General features: G+C 36.9%; 21 protein-coding genes, 1 riboswitch and 2 other annotated features (1 of these 24 only partly in view). Of the genes, 3 read left to right on the top strand and 18 right to left on the bottom strand.

Translation table 11 applies throughout. From position 1 onward, the window contains the following. Positions 1 to 86: a sequence feature (ribosomal protein L20 leader region), on the bottom strand; it reaches 45 nt to the left of the window's first position. Between the two features lie 226 nt (positions 87 to 312). From thrS to MKY30_RS17150, 7 genes are all read right to left on the bottom strand, one after another. Further along, a complete protein-coding gene (thrS, locus tag MKY30_RS17180) occupies positions 313 to 2247 on the bottom strand; it encodes a threonine--tRNA ligase (protein WP_339286031.1) in 1935 nt (644 codons plus the stop codon). Positions 2248 to 2300: 53 nt separating this feature from the next. Continuing rightward, positions 2301 to 2539, bottom strand: a binding site (T-box leader). 58 nt (positions 2540 to 2597) lie between these two features. Beyond that, the gene (gene ytxC, locus MKY30_RS17175) at positions 2598 to 3431 is read right to left on the bottom strand and encodes a sporulation protein YtxC (RefSeq protein WP_339286298.1); all 834 of its coding nucleotides are present in this window, start codon (positions 3429 to 3431) and stop codon (positions 2598 to 2600) included. Positions 3432 to 3799: 368 nt separating this feature from the next. After that, on the bottom strand, positions 3800 to 4729 hold the full coding sequence (gene dnaI / locus MKY30_RS17170) for a primosomal protein DnaI (RefSeq protein WP_339286030.1): 930 nt from the start codon (positions 4727 to 4729) through the stop codon (positions 3800 to 3802). A gap of 16 nt (positions 4730 to 4745) precedes the next feature. After that, positions 4746 to 6065 carry a replication initiation and membrane attachment family protein gene (locus tag MKY30_RS17165; protein ID WP_339286029.1) on the bottom strand — a complete coding sequence of 440 codons (1320 nt, stop codon included), beginning with the start codon at positions 6063 to 6065 and terminating at the stop codon, positions 4746 to 4748. Continuing rightward, positions 6062 to 6235 carry a hypothetical protein gene (locus tag MKY30_RS17160; protein WP_156985427.1) on the bottom strand — a complete coding sequence of 58 codons (174 nt, stop codon included), beginning with the start codon at positions 6233 to 6235 and terminating at the stop codon, positions 6062 to 6064. The genes MKY30_RS17165 and MKY30_RS17160 overlap by 4 nt, the downstream gene beginning before the upstream one ends. Beyond that, entirely contained in the window at positions 6225 to 6698 is a 474-nt protein-coding gene (nrdR, locus tag MKY30_RS17155; protein WP_077603243.1) for a transcriptional regulator NrdR, read from the bottom strand. The genes MKY30_RS17160 and nrdR overlap by 11 nt, the downstream gene beginning before the upstream one ends. A gap of 20 nt (positions 6699 to 6718) precedes the next feature. After that, positions 6719 to 7102, bottom strand: coding sequence for a cytosolic protein (locus MKY30_RS17150; RefSeq protein WP_339286026.1), 384 nt, complete (start codon positions 7100 to 7102; stop codon positions 6719 to 6721). Positions 7103 to 7529: 427 nt separating this feature from the next. Here MKY30_RS17150 and MKY30_RS17145 point away from each other — a divergent pair, with 427 nt between their 5' ends. Both MKY30_RS17145 and MKY30_RS17140 read left to right on the top strand, forming a co-directional pair. Then, positions 7530 to 8018, top strand: coding sequence for an MCP four helix bundle domain-containing protein (locus tag MKY30_RS17145; protein WP_339286024.1), 489 nt, complete (start codon positions 7530 to 7532; stop codon positions 8016 to 8018). A 5-nt stretch (positions 8019 to 8023) separates the two neighbouring features. Continuing rightward, positions 8024 to 9217 carry a methyl-accepting chemotaxis protein gene (locus MKY30_RS17140; protein ID WP_341084910.1) on the top strand — a complete coding sequence of 398 codons (1194 nt, stop codon included), beginning with the start codon at positions 8024 to 8026 and terminating at the stop codon, positions 9215 to 9217. 52 nt (positions 9218 to 9269) lie between these two features. Here MKY30_RS17140 and MKY30_RS17135 read toward each other — a convergent pair whose 3' ends face one another. From MKY30_RS17135 to MKY30_RS17095, 9 genes are all read right to left on the bottom strand, one after another. After that, complete coding sequence (locus tag MKY30_RS17135; protein ID WP_147207984.1) at positions 9270 to 10301, bottom strand: glyceraldehyde-3-phosphate dehydrogenase; 1032 nt, start codon at positions 10299 to 10301, stop codon at positions 9270 to 9272. A gap of 201 nt (positions 10302 to 10502) precedes the next feature. Further along, positions 10503 to 11105: a dephospho-CoA kinase gene (coaE, locus tag MKY30_RS17130; protein WP_147207985.1), complete on the bottom strand. Its 603-nt coding sequence runs from the start codon at positions 11103 to 11105 to the stop codon at positions 10503 to 10505. A gap of 3 nt (positions 11106 to 11108) precedes the next feature. Then, positions 11109 to 11945: a DNA-formamidopyrimidine glycosylase gene (mutM, locus tag MKY30_RS17125; RefSeq protein ID WP_341084907.1), complete on the bottom strand. Its 837-nt coding sequence runs from the start codon at positions 11943 to 11945 to the stop codon at positions 11109 to 11111. A 12-nt stretch (positions 11946 to 11957) separates the two neighbouring features. Continuing rightward, entirely contained in the window at positions 11958 to 14594 is a 2637-nt protein-coding gene (gene polA, locus MKY30_RS17120) for a DNA polymerase I (RefSeq protein ID WP_339286017.1), read from the bottom strand. A gap of 547 nt (positions 14595 to 15141) precedes the next feature. Beyond that, positions 15142 to 16506 carry a two-component system histidine kinase PnpS gene (gene pnpS, locus MKY30_RS17115; RefSeq protein ID WP_341084905.1) on the bottom strand — a complete coding sequence of 455 codons (1365 nt, stop codon included), beginning with the start codon at positions 16504 to 16506 and terminating at the stop codon, positions 15142 to 15144. Continuing rightward, entirely contained in the window at positions 16507 to 17199 is a 693-nt protein-coding gene (locus MKY30_RS17110) for a response regulator transcription factor (RefSeq protein ID WP_147207989.1), read from the bottom strand. It lies immediately after the preceding gene. Positions 17200 to 17614: 415 nt separating this feature from the next. Beyond that, positions 17615 to 18202 (bottom strand): energy-coupled thiamine transporter ThiT, encoded by a 588-nt coding sequence (thiT, locus tag MKY30_RS17105; protein ID WP_147207990.1) that lies wholly within the window; start codon positions 18200 to 18202, stop codon positions 17615 to 17617. Positions 18203 to 18364: 162 nt separating this feature from the next. Continuing rightward, positions 18365 to 18469: riboswitch (TPP riboswitch) on the bottom strand. 64 nt (positions 18470 to 18533) lie between these two features. Then, the gene (locus MKY30_RS17100) at positions 18534 to 20327 is read right to left on the bottom strand and encodes a M3 family oligoendopeptidase (protein WP_341084903.1); all 1794 of its coding nucleotides are present in this window, start codon (positions 20325 to 20327) and stop codon (positions 18534 to 18536) included. Between the two features lie 121 nt (positions 20328 to 20448). Next, on the bottom strand, positions 20449 to 20673 hold the full coding sequence (locus MKY30_RS17095) for a phage holin (RefSeq protein ID WP_147207992.1): 225 nt from the start codon (positions 20671 to 20673) through the stop codon (positions 20449 to 20451). A gap of 217 nt (positions 20674 to 20890) precedes the next feature. On the opposite strand from MKY30_RS17095, the gene MKY30_RS17090 reads away from it, so the two are divergent. Continuing rightward, the gene (locus MKY30_RS17090) at positions 20891 to 21424 is read left to right on the top strand and encodes a YceI family protein (protein ID WP_147207993.1); all 534 of its coding nucleotides are present in this window, start codon (positions 20891 to 20893) and stop codon (positions 21422 to 21424) included. Positions 21425 to 21483: 59 nt separating this feature from the next. On the opposite strand, the gene MKY30_RS17085 is transcribed toward MKY30_RS17090, so the two are convergent. Together MKY30_RS17085 and MKY30_RS17080 are read right to left on the bottom strand one after the other, a co-directional pair. Then, complete coding sequence (locus MKY30_RS17085; RefSeq protein ID WP_341084899.1) at positions 21484 to 22362, bottom strand: VanW family protein; 879 nt, start codon at positions 22360 to 22362, stop codon at positions 21484 to 21486. A gap of 308 nt (positions 22363 to 22670) precedes the next feature. After that, on the bottom strand, positions 22671 to 23879 hold the full coding sequence (locus tag MKY30_RS17080) for an NAD(P)/FAD-dependent oxidoreductase (RefSeq protein WP_147207994.1): 1209 nt from the start codon (positions 23877 to 23879) through the stop codon (positions 22671 to 22673). Between the last annotated feature and the right edge of the window lie 138 nt (positions 23880 to 24017).

Below are 24017 nucleotides of genomic sequence, written 5' to 3'. Positions count from 1 at the left end.
CATTCGTAAACATGAATCGTGATGAACCCGTTAACTGCCTATACAGGCGTCAATCAGGTGAGAAGCGGGTGCTTCTACTTGTCTTTAGATCATATCATTAACTTTTATAATATAGCATTTTATCGTTTTATTGTCAAGGACTTGTATCCTTTGTTTTAAACAACTATTGAATCATAGCATGATTATTGAAGAGTGTCAATGTATTTTTTAAAATAGACAGCCATTACTTTGATGCAGTTAGCCGTCAGACACCAAAAAGGCTATTCTCACATAACACATGAAAATAGCCTCCTTTTTAGTCATAAACAATGCTTATTTCTTCTGATCAATTTCTGCTTTGATAAAGTCAACGAATTGATCAAACGGGAGTGTTTCTGTATTTTGCTCACCGTAACGGCGATAGTTAACACTGTTTGCTTCCGTTTCCTTATCCCCTAATACAAGAGCAAATGGAATTTTTTGTGTCTGCGCTTCACGTATTTTATACCCTAATTTTTCATCACGGCTGTCTAATTCTACGCGGATACCTTTCTGGCGTAATTTTTCTTCTATCTCTTTCGAATAATCAAGGTGCGCCTGCAGAGATACAGGGATAATTTTTGCCTGTACCGGAGCGAGCCATGTTGGGAAAGCTCCTTTGTATTCTTCAATAAGAAATGCAACAAAACGCTCCATGGTAGACACAACACCACGGTGAATAACAACAGGACGATGCTCTTTTCCATCCTCGCCAATATAAGTTAAATCAAAGCGTTCCGGTAAGTGGAAATCTAATTGTACAGTAGATAATGTTTCATCTTTTCCTAATGCTGTTTTCACTTGAACATCCAGCTTCGGACCATAGAAGGCAGCTTCTCCTTCTGCTTCTACATATTCTAATTTCATATCCTCCATTGTTTCTTTCAGCATCGCCTGCGCTTTGTCCCACATAGCATCATTATCAACATATTTCTCTTTATCCTCTGGATCACGATAAGAGAGACGGAAATAGTAGTCTTCAATCCCAAAGTCTTTATATACTTTTTGAACAAGCTCTACAACACGAATAAATTCTTCTTTTAACTGATCGGGACGGGCAAAAATATGCGCGTCATTCAAAGTCATTGCACGAACACGCTGCAGACCTGCAAGCGCCCCACTCATTTCATGACGATGCATGGTACCAAGCTCAGCAATACGTACTGGCAGGTTACGATAGCTCCATAATTGATTTTTGAAAACCATCATATGATGTGGACAGTTCATTGGACGCAGCACAAGCTCTTCATTATCCATTTCCATTGGCGGGAACATATCCTCCTGGTAATGATCCCAGTGGCCGCTTGTTTTGTAGAGCTCCACATTACCGAGTACAGGAGTGTATACATGGTCATAGCCTAATCGTTCTTCCAGATCAACTATATAACGTTCAATATTACGACGGATAGTCGCCCCTTTTGGAAGCCATAGCGGCAGCCCCTGACCAACTTTCTGCGATACAGTAAAGAGGCCCAGCTCTTTACCAAGCTTACGATGGTCTCGTTCTTTACGCTCTTCCAGAATGCGCAGATACTCATCTAATTGTGATTTTTTTTCAAATTCTGTTCCGTAAATACGCTGCAGCTGCTTATTATTACTGTCTCCACGCCAATATGCACCAGAAATACTTAATAATTTAAATGCTTTAATTTTACTTGTTGAAGGAACATGCACACCCCGGCATAAATCAAAGAATTCCCCCTGCTCATAAATTGTTACAGTTTCATCTTCAGGGATCGCATCAAGCAGCTCTAATTTTAATTCATCGCCAATTTCTGCAAACCGTGCTTTTGCTTCATCGCGGGATACTTCCACACGTTTTATTTCTAAGTTTTCATCTACAATTCTTTTCATTTCTTTTTCTATTTTAGGAAGATCCTCCGGTGTTAATGAATGCTCCATATCAATGTCATAATAGAAGCCTTCTTCAATAACAGGACCGACACCTAATTGGACATTGGAATATAATCGTTTCACAGCCTGTGCCAGTAAATGTGCTGTAGAGTGACGAGCAATTTCCAGGCCTTCCTGATCACGATAAGTAACGATTTCAATCTTACCGCCTTTAGGAAGCTCTCTGCGTAAGTCCAAAGCCTCTCCATCTAATCTAATAGCAAGTGCCTGTTTTTTTAAACCTGGAGAAATCGAAGCTGCTATATCTTCCCCTGTAGTTCCTACAGGGAATTGCTTCTCCGCTCCGTCTGGAAAAATAATTGTTAAATCAGCCATTTTCATCGAACTCCTTTATCAAATATAAAAACGCTCCATCCCTTTGCGTTATGCAAAGGGACGAGCGTTTAATATCGTGGTTCCACCCTAATTCCTGAAGATAAAAAATCCTTTTATCCCCAGCTTCATTGATCTTTAACGCAGATAAAACGTTACTGCCTACTACAAATTATTTCAGCAGCAATGCTCCAAGGGGGTAATTATTTCTTTACGAAAGGAAGCTTGCAGCCAAAGGACTTCCCTCTCTGAATACGTAAGCTGAAAATAATCATGTCCTCATCTCAGCAGTTTCATTTTCAAACTCTATACGTATTATATTCCTTCCAGGATTGAAAAGCAAGTCCAATTGTTTAATCTAAACGAGAAAGAATCGATACCCCTTTCCTTTCAAATTCTACCCTTTCCTGAAAAATATTTGTTATTGTCATTATTTTCGGATCTGCTGGATTATCTCCATATACTTTTATTCTGGCCGGTGACATTGCAATAAGCGGACTTAAATTAAATTCATTTTCATGTAAACCTAATGCATATAAGGGGGCTTGATACATCCAAAAACGCAGCATATCTTTAGAAATTACTTCCCCTTTTTCATTGTAAAAAATAAAATTTTCTCCCTGCTCTATATGAATTAAATCAACACAAGGATCTTTTTTCTCAATATAATGACGTAACATATCAATAAATGTCTGATGATCCTCTTCCCTCTTAAATTCTTCAATAGCCTTCCCGACACATTCTTGAATAAAGTCTAAAAAATGAGCCAGCCGAAAATGCAATATCGCACTAAAATGAATACTCGTATGTTCCTTTAAATGCAAAAAAAAGATATACTGCAAAAGCTTTGTTGTATCTACCTGCTCACGTAAAAACTGATTATCAGAATCTGAGTCAAATAAAATCCACATAGAAAAATCATAAATACGATTAATTTCATCAGGATCTGAAAAGTAATAATTATTTGTGATTTTTCGAATGATGATATCAGAAAGATGCTCTTCTATAAAAACATTTGCCATCGCAGAGCTTATCACGTTAATTAAATCTATCCCTGCTAAATCACCTTCCAGACATAATTTATTACCCCATCTGGTATTTGCTTGTTGATGTACTCTGATCTTTTTTCTATATGGATTTAACTGATTACGAAAAGCCGCTACTTCCTTATCTGATTCAAAATACACTTCCAACAATACATATCACCCTCATCCACTTACAAACTGTTACATTATATGGACAAGTTCAGATAAAAATGCTCAAACTAGTCAGACTAGCAGATTTGCTTGATGTAGTATAAGAGGGTGTTCAAAAAGTGATATATAAGTTAATTCTTGCTCGTAATATTTGCTAAAACTAGATTCGATCCATTCGTATGAATCTCACGAATGGATCAAGAGCATATACTAGCACTTAGGGACTTTTGAACAGCCTCTATAAAAAAATCTGCAAAAAGATACTTGTTATGCCTATTTAAAAAAACATTTAAAAAGTTTCACCTGATGATAAACATATGAATAGAAAAGAGGATTTCCATCAGCGGAAATCCTCTTTTCTATTCGTCTCTTCTGTTTTCACCAGACATTTTCACCACTGTACTTACCTGCTTAATACGCTCAATAATCCGCCCGGCTTTGACTTCTTCCACACCATTTCTTGTACTTGCAAGTTCCTTCTCCAGTTGATTTAAATCAAAGTTGGAAGAGAAAAAAACAGGTAAGCCTTCCATCATACGATATTGCAGGACAGAGCCTAATACTTCATCCCGGAACCAGGCTGATTGTAATTCCGCCCCAATATCATCCAGCATTAAAACATCTGCTTTCTTAAAGAAATCTATCTTTTCATTAAAAGAATCATCTTTAAAAGAACCCTTTATTTCCCGGACAAACTCCGGCATATAAATAAGTGTAGTTGAGTAATTTCTCTTTTTCAGTTCATTCGCTATAGCACCTAATAGATATGTTTTACCAATTCCAAACGAGCCATGAAGATATAAACCTTTTTTAGGCAAGCTTGTTTTAGCTTCCTCTAAAAAATTGATAATTTCACCAATTGCTGAAATCCTCGACTTATCCTGAATAACTTCTGACATTTTCGCTTCCAAAATCTCTTTTGGCATATAAAGACTTTGAAATAACCTCTGCTGCGCCTGCTGTTCTTCAGCCTGAATACGTGAATGACATTTTTCATAACTGAGTCTAATTTCATTCTTATCCATACTTAATATCGGAGAGTACCCTTGAACCATGTTTTGACATTCTCCAAAAGAAGCACAGCGATCACATTGCTTGGATTGTGTCTTATATTCATATAGCCGCATTAAGTTCTTTTCAATATCGTGGTCAGTCAGTTCATGGTGTTCATGTAAAAATGATTGAATAGAGGGATCACTCAGAATTTCTTTTTTTATTCTAGTATAATTGGATTTGAAATTCTCATTCGTATCCATCCATGCTTTTAATTCTGATTGTATAGGCTTCATCAAGCATCCCTCCTTTTCAGCTTTCATTTAAATATTTTTGCAGCTTAGCTTCAATTTCCTGCTGCTCTTTTTCGCTTAAGCCTGTATTCACCGGCTGTTTCTTCTTCCGGTTGTTAAACCAATCCGGAACAACCTCTTTCTTATAGCTATTATTGTAATTATAATTATTATTTTTTCTTGGTTTATTTTTAGCAGACTTATATTTTTCCTGTTCTTGTTTAGCAAAGCTCATTGCTTCTTTGGCAGACTTCAGTCCAACTCTGGACCAGTGGCCGGCAATAGTTTCCATATAAGCTTTGGACAGCTTCATATTTGATTGCAGCAGGACATAATGAATTAAAACATTCATGACAGGAGCTGGCAATCCCTGCCTGGTCATAACCTCGCGGACAACCTTGATATCCTGCTCAGATGCATGATTCCCATCTGATAGATCTTCTAATAATTGCTTTGGAGAAATTGTCTCCAGCTCTTGAATAAGCTGTTCTTCCTTTGTTTCAGGCTTCTTCATTATAGCCTCTGTATTCGCCGTTATCTTTTCTTTTAAACGGATAGACTGCCCGTTGTTACGGGAAATAAACATGTCGTGGCATGCTGATTTAAACTCTTCCTGATTCAATTTATTATCTTCATCAAGAGCCCACAGCAGTGCTTTCTCTATATCAACACTTTCTATGTCATACAATACCTTCATTTGATGAATAAGCTTTTTATTCGCAGAATTTAGGATTCTTTCAGCTGGAATAAACCGCTGCTTGAGCGTTTGTTCTATCCAGGAAAAATCCATTGAATCCTTTTCAGTGCACTGCCTCTTTGTTTTTACATTCTCAGCAACAGGCAAAGATGGTGTTATTGTATCAAACACTTCATTAAAATCAGCTGTTACCTCTTCGCCATATAGATGGCTATCCTTTACATAACGCGAATAAAGCTCATTATATTTTAGTTCTCCTATATGATGCAGCAGCAGCTGAGACAGCATTGCTTCCCTGAAAAATTGATTCGGAGAGTATGGGCACTGCACATTATACGTATAATAATCTCTGCCGTCCTCTGTTCTTTTATAAGTTTTTAATAACCCGATGGCTTCCAGCTTTATACGTGCACGGTAGATATCATCCAGTGTCAAATTTAAATATGTCATTAATGTATGGTGTGTCTGCACCTTTTGCACATGACCCACCTCATAAAACAAAGTATAGTATAAAGAAATTGCCTGGATACCGATTAACGGCTGATACAGATGTGTCAAAGAAGCATTAAAATCAAGTGGAGGCTGTTTGTCCATAACAACATTATATCCATCAATAGGAAGGATTTTTCCAATTACATTCATGATAACCCATCCTTTTTTGAAAAGTAAAAATGTATAAGAGTCTGCAATGTCTCTCGTGCGGCGAGTAACCGCAGTCCCAAATTTTGTCCGGCAGGGCCCTCAATCAAAAATGTTTTCGACTGGACGAGTAATCGCAGTCCCGGCCACATAATTTCATTTTTATTCTTCATGTGCTTGTTTATCCGTTTTAATAATTTCTTTCAGCTCGTCTAAGAAAACGGAGATATCCTTAAATTGACGATATACAGATGCGAATCTGACATAAGAGACCTCATCAACTTCTGCAAGTCTCTCCATCACCATCTCACCTACTGTATGACTGGAAACCTCAGAATTTCCTGTGTTTCGCAAACTTTTTTCTACTTCCAATGCAATGTTTTCTATCGTATCTATAGCTACAGGCCGCTTCTCACATGCTCTGATAATGCCTCTTGTCAGCTTTTCTCTCGAGAATTCCTGACGCATGCCATCTTTTTTCACAACAATGAGTGGTACTTCTTCAATCCGTTCAAAAGTGGTAAAACGAAATCCGCACTTCTCGCATTCCCGGCGTCTACGTATTGCTGCTCCCTCTTCTATCGGTCGAGAATCCAGTACTTTAGTATTTTTGTTATTACAGTTGGAACAACGCATTTCGTTCACTCCTTCTCAAATTACATTTCTATCTCCGGCAGCTGTTCATTTACATGCTGATATACTCTTCTTATTATTTTATTGCTATGGCCAAAATCAATATGGACAGGTGTTTCTGTCGTTACAGAAAAATCGAGTGCTGTATAGTATGGCCGAACCATAACAACTGTAGCGATAACTAAAACTTTTTTACCGCGTTTGCTGGTTGCTCCAATCTCTCCATGCTGATCGGAGCGTGCATGAATTGAAAAATCCGGACTCGAATTAAAATAATCCTCTACAGTTTGAATAACTGTATTCTTACTCGCTTTATAATACCTGGTTTTTAAAGACTTATCTATATGATTATCACTGGTTTCTGAATGATTATTAAAAAAACGTTTAATTTTATAACCCATCGACATATACATACACATCCTATATTTTCACTAGTAAGAGAGTGTTCAAAAAGTCCGGTGAAAAATAACCCTTCAGTATTCGTAAGCCTATGAAATCAGCTGTCAGGTTCTATTTATCTGCTTTATAAAGCGCACACTTCTTGAACATATGAATATAATAATTACGTGTGTACTATTTTAACATGATTTAAACATTTAAACTACTTTCCTAAAACGAAGAAGCATTCAGGTTAAACATAAAGCAAAATTTATTGAAATCATCCAAAAACAAGTAAAATTTTTCGGAGCTTCAATAAGATCATTTTTCGGTAATTGGTTGTAGTATTATTTTCACAAAACAATAGCAAAGACCTACTACATATTAATGATAAACGACCGATATACTAAATAAGAAAGTAATTATATCATTTTTAAAGAAGAAGGAGTATGTTTAATGAGTGTAGGAAAGAAGTTAAATTTATCTTTTATTGTGTTAATTGTTTTATTAGCTGTTTCTGTAGGCAGCAGTATGATGAATTTGAAAAATATTAAAAGCGAAGTAGAAGAAGCAATGGATTACCGCCTGGAACAGCTTTTCTTAATTGAAAACATCCGCTACGATGTCGCCATGCAGGCGCTCCATATCCGTTCGTTGATTTTAGAACCGGAGGAAGACATGCATAGAGAAAATCTTCTGACTGTTGCCGGGGAGCTGGATGAAAATTTAAACGAACTGGAAGGGTATTTAGCTTCAGAAGAAATGAGAATGTATTGGGAACAGGCCAGCATCCCAAATGATGAATTCAACGAAGTAATGCCTGATATAATAGCTGCTGTTCAAAATGACAATATAGAACAGGCAACAGAAATTGTCAATACAACTGTTCAAGATGTCAATGAAGGAATGTTTGAAGCGGCACAAGCAATGAAAACTATCAAGTAGGACAAATGGATAATATCGAAAGAGAAATAGATTCTGCGATTGGTATCGCACAGGTTGTTTCAATCATTGTTTTAGGGGCAAGTATACTAATTGGAATTGGTTTAATGTTCTATGTTCGCCGTTCTATAACAGCTCCATTATTAAGTGTTATGGATATTGCAAAGAAAATTGGCGATGGTGATTTATCTGCTGAAGATATTGCTGTTAAATCGAAAGATGAACTAGGTCAATTGGCTGTTATTTTCAATGCTTCTAAAAATAATTCACGTGACTTAATTGTTCGTATCCAACAAAATGCGGAACAGTTAGGCGCATCATCTGAAGAGCTCTCTGCAAGTGCTGAAGAAGCATCTGCTACAACAGAAGAAGTGACAAAGCAGGCTGCCGATACAGCTGAAACCTCTCAAACAGCAGCATATGCAGCGAATGAAAGCTCCATTGCGATGGGAGAAACTGCACAAGGTGTACAGCGGATTGCTGAAGCCGCACAATCGCTTCATTCTTCTTCCAGTGAAACAAGTGAATCTGCTCAAAACGGGACGAAGATTATCGGTGATGCTCAGCAGCAGATGAACAATATTAATGAGTCGGCATCTTCAGTAAATGAACTTGTGATAAAATTGGCAAAACAAACAGAAGAAATTGAAAATATTACCAAGGTTATTACTGATATCACAGATCAAACAAATTTGTTAGCATTAAACGCAGCAATTGAAGCAGCTCGTGCAGGGGAGCAGGGAAAAGGATTTTCAGTAGTGGCAGATGAAGTACGTAAACTGGCAGAGGAGTCAAAAAAATCAGCTGGTTCTATCAGCATGTTAACTAAAGAAATTAAAAATGACACAGAAAATGTTGAAAAAGCTATGCAAAGTGCCCTGCCTGCTGTTCAAAAAGGAGTAGAGGTTATTACTGAAGCTGGCTCATCGTTTGAATCTATTGTAGAAGCTATTCGAGGTATGACAAATGAAATTCAGGAAATCTCAGCGACCTCACAGGAGCTTTCAGCAAGTGCAGAACAAGTGGCAGCATCGGTTACAGAGATTTCAACAGGCTCTCAAGTCATGTCCGGAAATATTGATACTATTGCAGCGTCGATGGAGGAGCAGACTGCAACAATGAATGAAGTAGCTCATGTCGCTACATCCTTAAGCGAAACTGCTCAAGAACTTCAGGATGAAGCAGGTAAATTTAAAGTTTAATAACAGAAAAAGAAATCCGCACGAAGTTTTTCACGCGGATTTCTTCCTGTTCTTATGATGTTAAACGTACCTTCTGTTCTAATTTATAGCCTACATAGCTGGTTAAGTCAACAACTCGTTTTGAGTAACCCCATTCGTTATCATACCAGGCAATAATTTTTAATTTATTATTATCCATTACTATCGTTGACAGGCCATCAATTGTTGCAGAATAAGTACTTGTTGTATAGTCAACAGAAACTAAAGGTTCATCAGAATATTGAATGACTCCATGCATATTTCCTTCTGCAGCCTGTTTAAATATTGCGTTAACCTCTTCTGCAGTGACATCTTCTTCAATATCAATCACTAAATCAACTAAGGACACATTAGGAGTCGGCACGCGTAATGCCATCCCGTGTAATTTACCTTTAAGCTTAGGCATCACTTCTGCAAGTGCTTTAGCAGCGCCGGTCGTCGTTGGAATTATAGATTGCGTACAGCTCCTTGCCCGACGTAAATCTTTATGCGGGTTATCAATATTCTTTTGATCATTTGTAAAAGCATGGACTGTTGTCATCAGGCCATTCTTTATTGTAAAGTGATCATCAATAACCTTTACCACCGGGGCCAGACAATTTGTAGTACAGGACGCATTGGAAATAACATCATCCAGCTCCGGGTTATAATCACTTTCATTTACTCCGATTACAATTGTCTTATCAACCTCTTTTCCAGGCGCAGTTATAATCACTTTTTTTGCTCCCGCCTGCAAATGAAGACCCGCTGTCTCTTTCGTTTTAAACTTACCTGTTGCTTCAATAACAACATCAATACCAAGATCCTTCCAAGGGAGTTCTTCAGGATTTCTGGAATTTACTAAAAGAACTTCTTTGCGGTTAACAATCAGTTTATTCGGCAACGCTTTCACTTCTCCCTTAAAAGGGCCGTGAACACTATCATATTTAATTAGATGAGCAAGTGTTTCTGATGGATAACTTGCATTAATGGCAACAACTTCTAATTGTTCCTCCTCCATCGCCTGACGAAAAACCATTCTACCAATTCGGCCAAAACCTGTTATTGCAATACGCGTTTTCTCCATAAGCACTTCTTTCCTCCTGATTATGTTATACTTTTTATCTTTTGTTACAATTAGTATAACATATATAAGGTAAAGTGTGTCATTAAATATAAAAATGTTTCTTATCATTATTTGGAGTATCTGCATTTAAAATTTAGATAATAAAGAAAAGCACTATCTTCACTTTATAATAAGCTTAGATGGTGCCTGTACTGTGTTTAACTATTCAATTATGTTCCATTTTCTTAATAAATCCAACAGCTGATTTTTACTTTCCTCTATAGTATGATTATTATCAATTAGTTCGTCAGCAAGCTTTGCCTTCTCTTCTAAAGGCATTTGTGAACCGATCCGGTCCATTGCTTCCTGTTCAGTAAGCTGATTCCTTTCCAACAAACGCTTGCGCTGTGTTTCTGCATCTACAAATACAACTAAAATTTGATCTGCCAGGGAAGTTAACTTACTTTCGAACAACAAAGGAATGTCCAATACAACGCACTTTTCCCCTTGCTCAATATAATCTTCTTTTTTCTTTAACATCTGTTTACGGACTGCCGGATGAACAATTTGATTTAACTGTTTTCTTTTGTCTTCGTTTGAAAAAATAATAGAGCCCAGCTTCGGCCGATTAATCGAGCCGTCCGGATTTAATATTTCTTTACCAAATACCTCTACCACACGCTTATATGGCTCTTCCCCCGGCTCCACTACCTCCCTGGCTATTACATCAGCATCAATTACCGGAATATCTAACTCAGCAAACATTTTTGCTACTGTGCTTTTTCCGCTGGCGATTCCTCCAGTCAATCCAATCACTAAACTCATAAATCATTCACCTTTTTGCGGCTGGCACTTAGGACATACATGTGTCCCCCGGCCGCCAACCTTCATTTTTATAATTTCTTCACCGCATGTTTTACATGGTTTTTTATCTTGACCATAAACATACAAAACCTGCTGAAACATTCCCATATTTCCTTGGCTGTCCACATAGCTGCGGATGGTTGTACCGCCAGCCTTTACAGCCTCCTGTAGTGTTTCAATTGCAGCAGAACGAATCGCATCTGCTTCTTTTTTAGTCAGTTCATTGCATTTTGTTAAAGGATGAACTCCGGAACGGAATAAGGTCTCGTCAACATAAATGTTACCAAGTCCCGTCACAAGATTTTGATCTAGAAGTGCTGTTTTGATAAATCTAGATGATTTTTTTAGCTGCTGATAAAAATACTCAGCAGTAAATGCTTCCTCAAATGGTTCTGGTCCCAAAGCCATTAAAGGTGCTTGTGTAAATTCACTTCCCTTGGTTAACAGGTGCATGGTTCCAAACTTGCGGACATCGTTATAACGCAGTGTTTCGCCACCTTTTAAATAGAAAATCACATGCGTATGTTTTTCTATCTCCCCAGCTTGTGCATGCAATCGATATTTCCCTTCCATTCTTAAATGAGACACGAGCACATAATCATCTAAATAAAAGAGCAAAAATTTCCCTTTTCTCTTTATTTCCTGGAAGGTTTGGCCTTCCAGCAGGTGCTTAAATATCTCTGCATCATCCGGCTGCTTTATAATATTTGCCCAAAGCACGTCTACATTTTCTATTGTTTTGCCCTGGACAAGTAATTTCAACGTCTCTTTAATTGTTTCTACCTCTGGTAATTCCGGCATTTTTTCTTCCCCTTACTTCGCGTCAAACCAGCTTTCACCATAAGAATAATCCACTTTTAATGGCACAGAAATCTCTACGGTCCTCTCCATCATTTCTGGAACGATCTCTTTTAAGATTTCAATTTCATCCTCTGGCGCCTCTAAAATCAATTCATCATGAACTTGTAATAAAAGCTTGGCCTGCAGTTTTTCTTGTTTAATTCGATGGTCTAAATCGATCATTGCTTTTTTTATAATATCGGCAGCACTACCCTGAATTGGCGTGTTCATTGCTGTTCTTTCCGCGAAACTGCGTACATTAAAGTTTCGGCTGGTAATATCAGGTAGATAACGGCGGCGATTCATCAGAGTCGTTACATACCCCTTTTGTTTTGCTTCTACAACAATGTCATCCATATATTCTTTTACACTTGGATAACTGTTAAAATAACGTTCAATGAATTGCTTGGCTTCTTTTCGCGTAATACCTAAGTTTTGTGATAAACCATAATCACTGATTCCATACACAATTCCAAAGTTAACAGCTTTCGCCTGGCGACGCATATTCGATGTAACCTCGTCCCTTTCAACATGAAATACATCCATTGCCGTCTGCGTATGAATATCTAAATCATTTTTAAAGGCAGTAATCAATTTCTCATCATTTGCAATATGGGCAAGTACCCGTAATTCAATCTGAGAATAATCAGCAGCAAACATTTTCCAGCCTTTTTGTGAGGGAACGAAGGCCTCGCGTATTTTTCTGCCTTCCTCTAGACGGATAGGAATATTTTGCAGATTAGGATCTACCGAGCTTAATCTGCCAGTTTGTGTTAAAGCCTGGTTAAAACGCGTATGAATTTTATGGGTATCTTTGCGGACCACCTTTTGCAAACCTTCAATATAGGTTGATTGCAGCTTACCCAGCTGACGGTACAAAAGTAATTTTGGTATTATTTCATGCTGGTCTGCAAGCTGCTCCAGCACATCAGCTGCTGTGGAGTAGCCTGTCTTCGTTTTCTTAATTACCGGAAGTCCCAAATCTTCAAATAACACTGGACCAAGCTGCTTCGGTGAATTGAGATTGAATTCCTTGCCCGCCAATTCATAAACTTCTTTTTCTAAATTGCTGAGTCTTTCCTTTAAGTCATCACCCATTTCCTTCAGACGTTCGACATCTACTAAGACACCCTGATGCTCCATTTCAGCCAGAATCAGAGCAAGCGGCATTTCTAATTCCTTTAAGAGCTTTGCCTGTTCATTTTCCTCTAATTCTTTTTCCATCTCCGGATATAATTCAAGCAATGCATTGGTTTTTCGAACAACATGCTCGCTAAGAATTTCTTCTTCCGGTACTTTTTGTTTAGCACCTTTACCGTAAACTTCTTCATCAAAGGATAAATCATAATTCCCTTTTCTGCTTGCAATAGCGGGAATATCATGATTATTTTCAGCAGGATTGATTAAATAGGAAGCGAGCAGGGCATCAAATACAATTCCTTCAATTTGAATATCATTACGCAGTAAAGCAACCTTTGTCCGTTTGGCATCAAATACAATTTTCTTTTTTTTAGGGTTTTCTGCCCAATTTTTAAAAACAGAAGATTCCATTGCAGCAGAGGTAGGAATAAAGCTTTTTTTATTGTCATTTACAATTCCGATTCCTTCAATCTGTGCTGTATGATAATTTTCGCCTAACATTTCTACAACAATCACATCTTCATCTGAGAAGATTTCTTCCGTTACATCGTTCACAATATCGTATTTAATTTCTTTATGTTCCACGGCCTCTTCCTCTGTTTCTTCTGAATCAGAAAGTCGTGTCAATAATGATTGGAATCCTAAATCCATAAAAATATTCCGGACAGACCCTGTTGAATAACCTTCATAAATGACATCTTCCAGACCAACCGCAACTGGAGAATCTCTGTTTATCGTTGCCAGCTCTTTACTCATGACAGCATCATCATGATATGTTGTTAAATTTTCCTTTAACTTTTTACCTTTCACTTCATCCAGATGCTCATACACCTGCTCCAGGCTATTAAATTGTGTTAACAGCTTTGTTGCTGTTTTTTCACCTACACCTGGAACACCCGGAATATTATCGGAGCTGTCTCCCATCAAGCCTTTTAAATCTGTAATCTGTTCAGGGGTTACCTGCATTTTCTCAAGAAGATATTCTGGTGTATACTTTTCAATATCACTGATTCCTTTTTTGGTAACACTGACCGTTACATGATCCGATACAAGCTGGAGTAAATCTTTATCTCCAGAAATAACAGTCACTTCCCAGTCCTGATTATCTGCCTGCTTCGATAGTGTTCCAATAATATCATCTGCCTCATATTGCTCCAGCTGATAATGCTTAATATCAAACGCATCAAGCAATTCCTTTAAGACCGGAAATTGTTCCGAAAGCTCTGGAGGAGTTTTTTGCCGCCCACCTTTATATTCTTTATAGGTTTGATGGCGAAATGTTGTTTTACCTGCATCAAAGGCAACTAGCATATGTGTCGGCTTTTCTTCCTCTAAAATTCTAAGCAGCATCGTTGTAAAACCATAGACTGCGTTGGTATAGACACCTTTTTCATTATTTAACAGCGGTAACGCAAAAAAAGCACGATAAATAATGCTGTTACCGTCAATTAAAATTAACTTCTTAGTCATAATCCCGTCTCCTTTATCTATCATCTGAGTAATATTATTTTATCATGTTTGCAGAGAACTGCATAATATGCACATTTACTTACTAAACAGGATAACCTTTATAGAGTTGCTTCATAACAATTAGATATGAGTGCTTATTTAATGACTCAACTTTCGCACTTGAGAATAAGCATCTATACCTTGCTATTCAAAAATAAACATCTCCATCATTTTTCCTGCTTGTATGTTGTTAAATCATCCTTCTATTGAAATGAAAATTGTGTATAGCTCCTGCAACCAACCACTACACTTTCTATGGGGACGGCTTCAGCTAATTTGAAAAGAAAACCGCTTTTCAAGTTAGCTGAAGAGCATGTCCCTAGGAAAGCAAAACGGTCCGCCGCAGCGGTAGCTTTACACGTTACCCTCTTTCTATATCGAGTTTATGCTTTGTCAAGAGATAGATGGAAGGAATAATCAACACCTGTTTCTATGATAAGCAAGTTATTTTTTAAGGTGCGAAAGTTGAGTTAATGAGAAAAGTCATCGCTATGACCATAGCGATGACTTAATCTTTCGGAATATATACATGTATGGCTGTACCTTTATTTACTTCACTGTCCACAACGATTTCTCCCTGATGGACTTCTACAATATGCTTTACAATGGCTAAACCTAAACCGGTGCCGCCTGTGTTCCTGCTTCGATCTTTATCGACCCGGTAAAACCGTTCGAATATCCTTTGTATTACCTTTTGCTCCATCCCTATTCCAGTATCCTCAACTGAAAAATGGACACGATGTTCATCCTCGGATACTTTAAGATTCACATCTCCTCCAGAAGGTGTATAGTTAATTGCATTGTCCACAAGATTGATAATTACCTGCTTTAATTTTTCAACATCTGCATGAATGCTTATATCGGAGGAAATAGATGTTGCCAAATTCAACTCTTTCTTCTCTGCTTTTTGTTCTAATGACGGCAGAACTGCATCTATCATCTGTTTGACATTAAAGTCTTCTTTTTCCAGTTGAAAACCTTCTCTTTCTAAACGGGAAAGTTCTAATAGATCCTCAATGAGTAACTGTAATCGGTGACTTTCTTTATAAATAATCTCTATAAATTCCTCTGCTGCTTTTTCATCATGCTGTGCCTCTTTTAATGTTTCTGCAAATCCTCGTATTGAAGTAATTGGTGTACGCAGCTCATGAGAAACATTTGCCACAAAATCCTTGCGCATCTTTTCCAGCCGCTTTAATTCTGTAATATCGTAAATAACCAGAACAGCACCTTTAATCATATTATGCTCATTAAAAATAGGTGCGGCAATTACCTCCATGTAATTTTTAGTCAACCCGCGTTTATTTTTAAATTGTTGTTTGACTGGCTGCTCATATAGAAATGTTTTTTGAACAACATCGTGCATCGCCTCATTTTGAAATACATCATAATATAAATGACCGCGATATTGTTTCTCATTTCCGTGAAACATCTCTAGAAATCCACGATTTACAAGATGGACGTATCCTTTCTCATCAATAAGGACAAGACCGTTTTTCATGTTGTCAATAATAGAAGTTAACTGCTCAGCATGCATTTGCTCCTGAATGGTAATCTCATTCATATTTCGGGCTAATTTATTAATATTTTTACTCAATTGCTCCATTTCTTCACTATTTCCATTATAGAAACGGGCAGAGTAATTTCCTCTAATCATTTCATTTACTGTTTTGGAAGCTTTTTTCAGTGGTCTCGTGTATTTATTATAGAATTGCATAAATATAATAGAAATCACTAAAAATTCAAATAAAATAATAGCAATGGTAAATACCCAGTTTCCTTCAGCTTGTACCATTAACCATCCGGATAATATCAGGACAATTGTGATACCAAGTATATTGGGGAACAAGGCTTTAGAAAATAAAATCTTCATTTAAACCGGCTCCTCTAATTTATAACCTAATCCACGGACTGTTTTAATATAAACAGGTTTTTTTGAATTTGGTTCAATTTTATCCCGCAGATGACTTACATGAACATCAACAATCCTTGTGTCACCAACAAAATCGTAATCCCACACACTGCTGAGTAATTGATCTCTGGAAATAACCTTTCCTTTATGTTTAGCCAAATAGTACAGCAGTTCAAACTCTTTTCTGGTAAAAGTAATTAATTCTCCATTCATTTCTGCTTCATAGCGTTCTGGATAAATAATCAAGTCCTTTATTCTGATAGATTGGTAACTGTTTTCCTGTGGGCGCTGCGTTCTTCTAATAATTGCTTTGACTCGGGCAACCACTTCTTTTGGACTGAACGGCTTTGTCAAATAATCGTCTGCTCCAAGCTCCAGCCCAAGAATTTTATCAATTTCTTCATCTTTTGCTGTAAGCATTAATATTGGTGTATCAATATCATTTTTTCTTAATTTCCTGCATACTTCCATCCCATCTAGTTTTGGGAGCATTAAATCTAAAATAATTAATTCATAGTTACCCGCAGCAGCCTTTTGATAAGCTTCTTCTCCATCGTATGCTACATCTGTGGTAAAACCGGCATTTTCGATATTATATTTTAGTAAAGTAACAATCGATTGCTCATCATCTACAATTAGAATCTGTTTTCCCATTTAGAAAAATCCCCCCTATTTCATATATATGCTTACGTAGATGAAAATTTCACCCCGAAGCATTTTTTCTCCTGCTGAACAGGAATGTTGATTACTTCTATTTTTCATGTAATCATTTCTTTTATTTTCTTTATTCTACCATTATTCACGAACATAGCCTATTACATAAGTAAATGTTAATAAAACTTAACAAAAACGATGCAAATCATGAGTCATTAAAATTCGGAACGGATCACTCTTATACATTTAATTCTTTATTCTTTACAGAAAAAAACCTGAAGCGATAAATGCTGCAGGTTTTTTGTGTGAGGGAGTTCTTCAAAAGTATAGTTTATTCACAGATTAATTCTCAAGAACATAACCGTCCGTCTATGAATACCAAACTGAATAACAGCGTGTTCTCTGCCCTTTTATTTTAAATTTTTCCTGTTAATGTTCTCGGCTGTTTATAGAACAGAAGAAACACAATAATTAGACTCAGTATAAAAGATGGAATCATATAAGATGAATTATAGATTAATGAATAGAGCCAGGCCGGCTGCCCGTCTACCGCAGATCCGAAGAAAACCATTCCTGCAATATAATGACAAACAAAACGTGCAGCAGAACCCAAAAATACTCCAATTAAAATATAAGAAAAAGCTTTCTTCATCTGCTTACCTTTTATACTTTCCACAACCTGTTTAGAGACTATTCCTGCCAGGCCGACAACAGTAAATGCTAACCCATACTCAATAATCCCCTGTACTGGATGCATAATGAAAGCCGTCCCTGTCGCAACCTGTAATACTCCCCAAAGAAACCCTGATAAAAGACCGCCTTTAAGTCCCCAGCGAAAAGCAACAATAAAAATAGGAATCATTGCAAAAGATACGGAGCCACCTTGTGGCCAGAGCTTAAACCCTATCGGTAAAATATCCAGTAATAATGCGAAGGCAGTAAATATTGCTACCTCAACTAAAAATAGTGTTTTATTTTTCAATTTCTTCTCCCCCAAATACATGACGCTATGCCAAAATCAAATTTATTTTTTTCATAGCTTCAACAGTCTTTTTTTACACAACAAAAAAGTAATGCCAAGGGAGTCTTCTTGATGGCGATATTCTTAAAAGAGAGTACATCTCTACAGAACATCTAAAACTCCGCTCACACATTACTTTTATATCCATCAAAAAGTCCACAATCCCTACGCCAGCGCTAACTGACAGGTTCAAAGGGTCAGAACATGAATAATGTTCACTCTCAGCCAATGGCTCCCCTTGCAGGCTTTTTTTATTCACTTTTTTGTATAGGTTCAGTATAAATCACTTTACAGTAAATCGCAATAGCTTATACTACTTTTGAAGTTTCTTCGCCAATTCTAAAAATGCCTGGACATCTTGTTCACAGATTTCTATTGCATTTTCCCAGAAATCAGGTTTTGTTAAGTCAACCTGCAGATGCTTTTCGGCAAGCTCTTCAACTGTCAATCGGCCTGTATCTCTTAATAAAGCAGTATATTTTTTTTCAAAGTTTCCTTCGTAATCCTGTGCATATGCATAGATTCCCTGGCTGAATAAATATCCAAAAGTATAAGGGAAATTATAAAACGGCACACCAGTAATATGGAAATGCAGCTTAGATGCCCAGAAATGCGGATCATATTCTGATAGATTGTCACAATACGCTTCTTTTTGCGCCTCTACCATAAGCTCATTTAATCTGTCTGTGCTTACCATTCCTTGCTTACGCTCTTCATAGAATTGCTTCTCAAATAAGAACCGTGCATGGATATTCATAAAGAAGGCAATACTGCGCGATACTTTATCCTCCAGCAATGTCAGTTTTTCTTCGTCTGTTTTAGCCATTTTCACAGATGCATCAGCTACAATCATTTCAGCAAAGGTAGAAGCAGTTTCTGCTACATTCATTGCATAGCCTTGGTTTAATCCGTTCACATCGTTCATCACATACTGATGATAGCCATGTCCCAGCTCATGAGCCAATGTAGCTATATTAGAAGGAGTTCCTGAATAGGTCATAAAGATACGTGTTTGTTCGCTGGCAGGAAAGCTTGTACAGAATCCGCCCGGACGTTTTCCTGCCCGATCTTCTGCTTCAATCCATCGTTTTTCAAATGCCATTTGTGCGAAATCTGCCATCTGTGGACTAAAACCCCGGAACTGATCAACAATAAAAGCTGCTCCTTCATCATAGCTCTTTTTTTCTACCTTTGATTGAATAGGAGCATTCACATCAAAAATACTTAATTGATCTAAATTTAATAGAGTTGCTTTTTGATTTAAGTATTCTACAAATAAAGGCTTATGCTTCTCGATTGCTCCCCACATAGCATTTAATGTTTTTTCCCTCATCCGGTTCTTTTCTAGAGGCTCTTTTAAAACATTATCCCATTCATAATGCTTATATGTTTGCAGACGGAAACCTGCCAAGTGGTTTAAGGTTTGCCCAAATAAGTCTTCATTCTCTTTCCAGGCTTTGCTTATTTGCCGGAATACATATTCTCTTTGCTCACGGTCTGGTGTTGATAATTTATTAGAAGCCTGTCCGACAGAATAACTTTGTGTCTCTCCGTCTTCTGCAATATCAATTTTCATATTGCCGACAATGGTTCCGTACATCTGATTCCACGCATGATACCCATCGACAGCTAAATCGCCGATTAAAATTTCTTCATTTTTAGATAATTGTTCGCGTGCTCGTTCTCTTCTTTCAGTCAATATAAATTTAAGAGGTTTTATCGCTTCCTGTTCTAATAATATATCCCAGTTTGCGTCTGTTATCGCTCCCAGTTTTTGATCGATTATTTTTGTCAAAGCACTGCTTGAAGCTTGTACTTGAGCTGCCTCAGCAACATATAAAGCAGCCTGTTTATCTGTTACATCCTGCGCACTTAAACAACTGATATATGCGCCCATTTCACGTGATTGTTTTGTAAGAAGCTCCAATTTTTCTAAAATTCTTTCCCAAGCTTCCATTTCGCCATTAGCATCTAAATGATTAACTTCTTCGGTTAATTTCGCAGTATCTCTCTTAACTTCATTCACAAATTGGCGGAATTCCTCTGAGTTACTTTGTCCAGGAAAAATAACATCTAAGTCCCATGTTGGCTGTAATTGTTGAACCATTAACATCTCTCCTTTTTTTATTCTATTATCTAATATTTAGTATACCGAAATTTATAAAAGGAAGCATTAAAAAAGCCTGTAAAGAAAAATATTTTTACAGGCTCTATTTCTAATATCTGTATTAATTCTTTTTTTTCTTACTCTTTTTCTTTTTCGGTTTAGCCATATATGCTTTCTTCCGTCTTACCCAAGCAATGAGAACAGTGATGATTGTAAATATGGCAGATAATAATTGTTCTATAAGGGTACTATCGATAAGCATTGGTGACTTACCTAATAGCACAAAAACTTGGTTTGTTGCAGCGATAATCACGGCTATTATACTAATCATAGTACCTTTGTCCACTTTTTGCCCCTCCTTTACAACCCTTATATATTATTATTAAAAAAACAGGTTTTTGGAAACGGCATAAACCTTTAGAAGTTTAATCCTATATTTATTTGGGTACTGTATATATGTATGTATTTAAAATATTTTTAATTAAAGATACTTGACTTTCTTAATTTATTATTTTACACTAAGTAACATAAAGTAAGTAACTATTTTTTAGGAGGCAATAATAATGGCAAAAATTAATTGGACAGTAGACAAAGCGCATAGTGAAGTAGGCTTTTCTGTAAAGCATATGATGATTTCAAAAGCAAAGGGAACTTTCGATAATTTTGATGCAAAAATCAATGCGGATGCAGAGGATTTAACAGATGCTGATATTGAAGTAACAATAGATGTAACAAGCATCAATACTCGTAATAATGATCGTGATAACCACCTTCGTTCTGCAGATTTCTTTGATGCAGAGAACTATCCAAACATTACTTTTACAGCAAAAGATATTAAAAAATCTGGTGATGACTATGAAGTTGCTGGAGATTTAACAATAAAAGGAACTACAAAACCTGCTGTTTTTAACGTAACATTCGAAGGTCAAAGTAAAGATCCAATGGGCGGCGGCATTGTTGCAGGATTCAGCGGCTCTACAAGTATTAATCGTAAAGAATTTGGCTTAACCTGGAATGCTTCCCTTGAAACTGGCGGAGTACTTGTTGGTGAGGAAGTAAAAATTAATTTTGAATTGGAATTGCAAAAAGCTGAATAATATTGAATAGCTTTCACTGATAAAAAGCAAGTCCCTGATTTTACTCACAACAGTAAAAATCAGGGACTTTTTGCTTGAAAAAGAGAAGCATCGTTACTTGTATAAATAGCGACCGTCATTGCTCCTTCATTAGCTCTCGCTTGAATAAGAACAGGTTGATTATATTTATTCCGAAATGCAAAGTCCGGTCCCCACCAGCTTACAGTAGCATCTCTTCCTTTGGGAACATATGGGACCTCCCTGCTGTGTGCGTAGCGTTCCGTTATTTCAATTCCTTGAAGATCTACTGCATTAAATAATGTCGATGATACCTGACAAATACCTCCGCCAATATCCTCACTAAATTCCCCTTTTACAATAACCGGGGCAGGAAGATAGCCTCTTTCTCTTGTTCTTTCCCCCACAACTTCATTAAAAGAAAAGTACTCACCGGGGAAAATGACTGTATTATTAATCGCATCTGCAGCAAGCTCAATATTACGTGTTCTTTCTATATTTCCTTTCCTGAATCTGGTTGTAAAGCGATTTAACTCGTGCTCTTTAATTTCTTTTAAAAGTTCTGCACTAACACGTGCCGGGATCTTTTGTTTCGGTACTTGCAACCGCCTGTTATCCATTCCGCTATAGTAAAATTCATTAATCAATGTATGAAATTGGTTTACTTCCAGCGCATACCCATGTTTTTCTTTTACAATTTCCCCATTTTTATTAATATAAGCGTTTTTCGGCTTTTTATAGACCTTTTCCTGCATATACTTTGTTAAGGACTGAATGTTATTCCAATTTAATAGTGCCTCATCCATTTCAAATATATAAGGTTTTAAATCAATAAGCCAAGAATCATTCTGTTCATCGTAAAGCTCCATGACAGAAGCATGCGATGTATGAGGAAATATAAGAAATAAAAATATCAATAGCAGTACAGAAATTCGCATCATGACACACCCCTTAAGTATTATTATGTTTGGGATGTTTTATTTCTATACAGTGAATAAATCTGGAATTATTGTTTCGTAAATGAAGAACACTATCTATACTAAAAACCATAAAAAAATTGCCAGGAATATATCCTGACAATTTTTCAAACTTATCTAAAGTCCCTGTTATCTTCTAAATACTCACTTGCAACACGGTAACCTACCAGTGCTGTCAAAGCAAGCAAAACATAGCAAAAGAAATTCTTCATATTTTTTACCTCCTGTGGAGTATTTTATCGAATACAACGATTAGGATGACTTCCTATTATTTAGAACGGACGGAATTTACCTTTTTTAAGTAACGTTTTTGCACCGCCAACTAAGAATAGAGAACGGTCATCAACAACTTTCTTCATTGCTGCCGCTGCTTTACCGCTTAGTTTTTTACCGTCAAGTACGTTTCCGATACCATCAGATAAACCAAGAGATGCAACTGTTCCTTTATTAGAGTAAACAAAATCAGTAACAACTTCATCGCGAATCAAGGCAACAATGTTGTCAGCAGCTTTTGCTCCTTCTTGAACAGCTAACTGACCTGTTGGAGGAAATGGTCTTCCAGATTCTGGATCCATTGTCCAAGAGCAATCTCCAAGAATAAAGATATTTTCTTCACCCTCCGGACGTAAATCCAGTCCAACATTTACTTTTCCTCTAAATAATTCAAATCCCGATTCAGCTAATACCGGGTTACCAGTTACTCCACCAGTCCATACTACTGTACCAGCTTTAATTAATTCATTGTCTTCACCAACCACAAATCCTTCTTCAGTACATTCTTTAATTGGGGTACCGATGCGGAATTCAACACCACGATTTTCTAAAGATTGTTTTCCGTAAGAAACCAAATCTTCATCAAACATAGGTAAAATAGATGGCGCAGCTTCTACATTAATGATTCTTGCTTTACTGCGGTCAATATCATATTTTTTACATAGCTCGGGTACTTTATCAGCGAGTTCCCCAACGAATTCAATACCTGTAAAACCACCACCGCCGACTACGATTGAAATTTGTTCATCGCGTTTTTCTTCGCTTGAAGAGTATTGAGCAAACTGATATTCGATATGTTCAGCGATCAAACGGCTGGAATCTATGTCAGTAATCGCATATGCATGCTCTTCCATTCCTGGAATGCCAAATGTATTAGAAACAAACCCTAAAGCAAATACAAGATAATCATAAGCTACTTCGCTGTTTTCAAGAACAACACGTTTATCTTCGCGTTTCACTTCTGTTACTGTATCGTAAATTAGACGGACACGCTTAGGGTTAACAACATCTGTAAGCATAAAACGTGCCTGATTCGGGTTAATAGTACCCGCTGCAACCTCATGTAACCATGTACTTTCATAGTGATAATTATGTTTGTTAATTAAAACAATTTCAGCTTCTTCAGGAGACAGCTGTTGAGTTAAACGTCTTGTGGCAACTAATCCGGCATAGCCTGCACCAAGCACAACTACTTTTGGTTTACTCATAATTCATCTTCCTTCCTTTCTATCTTCCATAAATCAAATTTAATGTAATAACGAACTATCCATATAAATAGTTACTGCAATTAATATAATATCAAATTTTGTTGAAATAGGCTAATATTCATTGTAATTTCTTTAAAA

The organism is Oceanobacillus sp. FSL W8-0428, from assembly GCF_038004405.1.
Lineage (GTDB): Bacteria > Bacillota > Bacilli > Bacillales > Amphibacillaceae > Oceanobacillus > Oceanobacillus sojae.
Note: the sequence above shows the minus strand (reverse complement) of the source record. Positions and strands in the feature narration are given on the sequence as shown.

Coding starts and splice junctions, on each gene's coding strand:
- dnaI (WP_339286030.1), bottom strand. CDS start 4,729: ATGAAGCCTATACAATCAGAATTAAAAGCATGGATGGATACGAATGAG.
- MKY30_RS17145 (WP_339286024.1), top strand. CDS start 7,530: ATGAGTGTAGGAAAGAAGTTAAATTTATCTTTTATTGTGTTAATTGTT.
- MKY30_RS17090 (WP_147207993.1), top strand. CDS start 20,891: ATGGCAAAAATTAATTGGACAGTAGACAAAGCGCATAGTGAAGTAGGC.
- pnpS (WP_341084905.1), bottom strand. CDS start 16,506: ATGAAGATTTTATTTTCTAAAGCCTTGTTCCCCAATATACTTGGTATC.
- MKY30_RS17085 (WP_341084899.1), bottom strand. CDS start 22,362: ATGATGCGAATTTCTGTACTGCTATTGATATTTTTATTTCTTATATTT.
- MKY30_RS17080 (WP_147207994.1), bottom strand. CDS start 23,879: ATGAGTAAACCAAAAGTAGTTGTGCTTGGTGCAGGCTATGCCGGATTA.
- MKY30_RS17135 (WP_147207984.1), bottom strand. CDS start 10,301: ATGGAGAAAACGCGTATTGCAATAACAGGTTTTGGCCGAATTGGTAGA.
- MKY30_RS17100 (WP_341084903.1), bottom strand. CDS start 20,327: ATGGTTCAACAATTACAGCCAACATGGGACTTAGATGTTATTTTTCCT.
- MKY30_RS17160 (WP_156985427.1), bottom strand. CDS start 6,235: ATGAAGAATAAAAATGAAATTATGTGGCCGGGACTGCGATTACTCGTC.
- polA (WP_339286017.1), bottom strand. CDS start 14,594: ATGACTAAGAAGTTAATTTTAATTGACGGTAACAGCATTATTTATCGT.
- thrS (WP_339286031.1), bottom strand. CDS start 2,247: ATGGCTGATTTAACAATTATTTTTCCAGACGGAGCGGAGAAGCAATTC.
- MKY30_RS17110 (WP_147207989.1), bottom strand. CDS start 17,199: ATGGGAAAACAGATTCTAATTGTAGATGATGAGCAATCGATTGTTACT.
- MKY30_RS17165 (WP_339286029.1), bottom strand. CDS start 6,065: ATGAATGTAATTGGAAAAATCCTTCCTATTGATGGATATAATGTTGTT.
- coaE (WP_147207985.1), bottom strand. CDS start 11,105: ATGAGTTTAGTGATTGGATTGACTGGAGGAATCGCCAGCGGAAAAAGC.
- MKY30_RS17140 (WP_341084910.1), top strand. CDS start 8,024: ATGGATAATATCGAAAGAGAAATAGATTCTGCGATTGGTATCGCACAG.
- nrdR (WP_077603243.1), bottom strand. CDS start 6,698: ATGCGTTGTTCCAACTGTAATAACAAAAATACTAAAGTACTGGATTCT.
- mutM (WP_341084907.1), bottom strand. CDS start 11,945: ATGCCGGAATTACCAGAGGTAGAAACAATTAAAGAGACGTTGAAATTA.
- MKY30_RS17150 (WP_339286026.1), bottom strand. CDS start 7,102: ATGTCGATGGGTTATAAAATTAAACGTTTTTTTAATAATCATTCAGAA.
- thiT (WP_147207990.1), bottom strand. CDS start 18,202: ATGTATTTGGGGGAGAAGAAATTGAAAAATAAAACACTATTTTTAGTT.